Source organism: uncultured Clostridium sp. (assembly GCF_937920395.1).
In the GTDB taxonomy this organism is placed as follows: Bacteria; Bacillota; Clostridia; order Clostridiales; family Clostridiaceae; genus Clostridium_AD.
In genome coordinates this window covers 1-3,187 of the sequence record NZ_CALEVF010000144.1, presented here as the reverse complement: position 1 = coordinate 3,187, position 3,187 = coordinate 1, and the positions used below count along the sequence as shown (strand labels likewise).

Annotated in this window: 3 protein-coding genes; all 3 read left to right on the top strand. The window is 33.2% G+C overall.

Annotated features, from left to right (window positions below; genetic code table 11):
- Nucleotides 1–408 precede the first annotated feature (408 nt).
- The 3 genes from Q0649_RS10385 to Q0649_RS10375 are packed head-to-tail and all read left to right on the top strand — an operon-like array spanning nt 409 to nt 3,131.
- Complete coding sequence (locus Q0649_RS10385; RefSeq protein WP_298841196.1) at nt 409–1,053, top strand: bifunctional 4-hydroxy-2-oxoglutarate aldolase/2-dehydro-3-deoxy-phosphogluconate aldolase; 645 nt, start codon at nt 409–411, stop codon at nt 1,051–1,053.
- A 60-nt stretch (nt 1,054–1,113) separates the two neighbouring features.
- Entirely contained in the window at nt 1,114–2,181 is a 1,068-nt protein-coding gene (locus Q0649_RS10380) for a sugar kinase (protein ID WP_298841193.1), read from the top strand.
- Nucleotides 2,182–2,183: 2 nt separating this feature from the next.
- The gene (locus Q0649_RS10375; protein WP_298841191.1) at nt 2,184–3,131 is read left to right on the top strand and encodes a sugar kinase; all 948 of its coding nucleotides are present in this window, start codon (nt 2,184–2,186) and stop codon (nt 3,129–3,131) included.
- Nucleotides 3,132–3,187 lie beyond the last annotated feature (56 nt).

Sequence of the window (3,187 nt, the reverse complement as noted above, 5' to 3'; positions counted from 1 at the left end):
ATGAGTACTTGCCTTTGATTTTATCTAATGAATCAATTTTTGGTGTTAATTTATATGAAGTAGGTCTTGGAGAAAAAATTGAAGCTTATTTTGTTGAATTAATAAATGGAAAAGGTGCTGTTCGATTTACGCTTAAAAAATATTGTAACTCTAAAATATAGGATATTAAATATATTTATAGTGTGGTGTAGCAATGGGAAAAATTATATGGGGAATTATTGGGCCAGGTAACATAGCACATAAATTTGCATATGCTTTAAGTACACTTGAGGTCGAAATAAATCCACTCATGTAGTGCACATTATAGATTTAGTTAAAGAAAATTAAAATTTATAAGAAAAATTACTTGAGGTATGTTATAGTACAGTGAGATATTATGTTCAAAATATAAAATAAGAGGTGCAAACTATGAAAAGAATACAAATAGTACAAAAATTAACTGAATATGGAATAGTAGCAGTTATTAGAGCAAATTCTAAAGAAGAAGGAGTAAAAATTGTAGATGCTGTTACAAAAGGCGGAATAAATGCAATTGAAGTTACAATGACAGTACCAGGAGCAATAGATGTAATAAAAGAATTAACTGAAATATATAAAGATAATGCAGAAGTACTTATTGGAGCGGGAACTGTTCTTGACCCAGAAACTGCAAGAGCATGTATTTTAGCTGGAGCAAAATACATAGTAAGTCCAAGTTTAAACCCAGATACTATAAGATTATGTAATAGATATAGAATTGCTGTTATGCCAGGAGTTATGACAGTTAAAGAAGCTATCGAAGCACTAGAACTTGGAGTTGAAATAGTAAAAGTATTCCCAGGAAATGTTTTTGGACCACAAATAATAAGTTCTTTAAAAGGACCATTACCACAAGCTAACTTTATGCCAACAGGTGGAGTATCACTTGATAATGTTAAAGATTGGATAAAAGCTGGAGCAGTAGCAGTAGGAACTGGTGGAGACTTAACTCGTGGTGCTAAAACAGGAGATTATAAATTAGTAACGCAAACTGCTGTTAAATTTGTTGAAGCAGTTAAAAAAGCAAGAGGATAGTAATTATTTAGAGAGCGAAAACAAGCAAATTAAATATCAATTAAATGAAACATTAACTAAATGACATACCTTGGGGTATGTCATCAATTTATAGGAGGCAATAATGTGGGGAAATTTATAACATTCGGTGAAATAATGCTTAGACTTGCACCAGTTGGTTTTGAAAGATTTGCACAAGCAAAAGAATTTGGGGCTGTTTATGGTGGCGGAGAAGCAAACGTTGCTGTGTCACTTGCAAACTATGGTAAGGATACATACTTTGTAACAAAACTACCTAAACATGAAATAGGTCAAGCAGCAGTAAATGAACTTAGAAAATATGGTGTAAATTCTAATATGATAGTACGAGGCGGAGATAGAGTAGGTATTTATTATTGCGAAAAAGGAGCATCACAAAGACCTTCTAAAGTAATCTATGATAGAGCTCATTCAGCAATTGCAGAAGCAAAAAGAGAAGATTTTAATTGGAAAGAAATTTTTAATGGTGCTGAGTGGTTCCATTTTACAGGAATAACACCTGCATTATCAGATGAATGCGCAGCTATAACACTAGACGCAGTAAAGGCAGCAAAAGAAGCTGGTGTTATGGTAAGTTGTGATTTAAACTTTAGAAAGAAACTTTGGAGCAGTGAAAAAGCTGGGAAAGTAATGGGAGAAATAGTTAAGTACTGTGATTTAGTTATAGCAAACGAAGAAGATGCAGAAAAAGTCTTTGGAATTAGTGCAGAGGGAGCAGATATAACCGGTGGAACAATAAATGAAGAAGGATATAAAGAAGTTGCAAAAAAACTTACAGATAGATTTAATTTAAAATATGTTGCAATTACACTTCGTGAAAGCTTTTCAGCATCAGACAATGGTTGGTCTGCAATGCTTTACAATGGAAAAGAATATTATAATTCAAAGAAATATAGAATGCATATTGTAGACAGAGTTGGCGGTGGAGATTCATTTGGTGCTGGTCTTATATATGGCTTAACATCAGGTTTAACAAATCAAGATGCTCTTGAATATGCAGTTGCAGCTTCTTGCCTTAAACATACTGTAGAAGGAGATTTTAATCTTGTATCTAAAGATGAAATAGAGACGCTTATGAATGGTGATGCTTCAGGAAGGGTGCAAAGATAAGTATGGATGTAGTTACTTTTGGAGAATCTATGGTTTTATTTGGACCTGATTCCTCAGGTCCATTAAGATATGTTCAAAATTTCAATAAATCTATAGCAGGAGCTGAGTCTAATGTTGCAATAGCACTTGCAAAACTAGGACATCAGGTTGGTTGGTTTTCAAAACTTGGAGACGATGAATTTGGAAGATATATACAAGCTACAATTAGAGGAGAAGGTGTAGATGTATCTAGAGTAATTTTGGAACCAGGGAAGAATACTGGTATATTATTCAAAGAAAGATTTTTGCATTCTAATCCAAACGTATATTATTACAGAAAATGTTCTGCAGCTAGCACTTTGAAACCAGAGGAGCTAGATGAAGATTACATTAAATCTGCAAAAATACTTCATATTACAGGAATTACACCTGCTTTATCTGAAACTTGTAGAAAATCAGTATTTAAGGCTATAGAAATTGCAAAAGCAAATAATGTATTAGTTTCATTTGATCCTAATATTAGACTAAAATTATGGACAAGGGAAGAGGCAATACCAGTACTTCTTGAAATCGCAAAACAATCTGACATAATTTTTCCGGGTGTTGATGAAGGTGAAATGCTTCTTGGGCTCACAAAACCTGAGGAGATTGCAGATAGTTTTATGAAGATGGGGTGTAGTGTAGTAGCTGTTAAACTTGGAGAAGAAGGTTGCCTTGTAGCTGATAAAGAAAACAAATTGTATGTTAAGTCATATAGGCAAGAAAATCCACAAGATACAGTAGGTGCAGGAGATGGATTTGCAGCAGGTTTTCTTTCTGGAATTTTAAATAAATTAGATTTCAAAGAGTGTGGTGAGTATGCAAATGGAGTTGGAGCCATGGCGGTACTTGTAAAGGGAGACATGGAAGGTTATCCAAATTTTGAACAATTAATGGCATTTATAGGAAAAACAAAAATCATAGATAGATAAGTATAGCTGATTGCGAAACTCTAAAAGATTTTAGTGAAATATCTATCTAAAATTTT

Coding starts and splice junctions, on each gene's coding strand:
- Q0649_RS10380 (WP_298841193.1), top strand. CDS start 1,114: ATGACATACCTTGGGGTATGTCATCAATTTATAGGAGGCAATAATGTG.
- Q0649_RS10385 (WP_298841196.1), top strand. CDS start 409: ATGAAAAGAATACAAATAGTACAAAAATTAACTGAATATGGAATAGTA.
- Q0649_RS10375 (WP_298841191.1), top strand. CDS start 2,184: ATGGATGTAGTTACTTTTGGAGAATCTATGGTTTTATTTGGACCTGAT.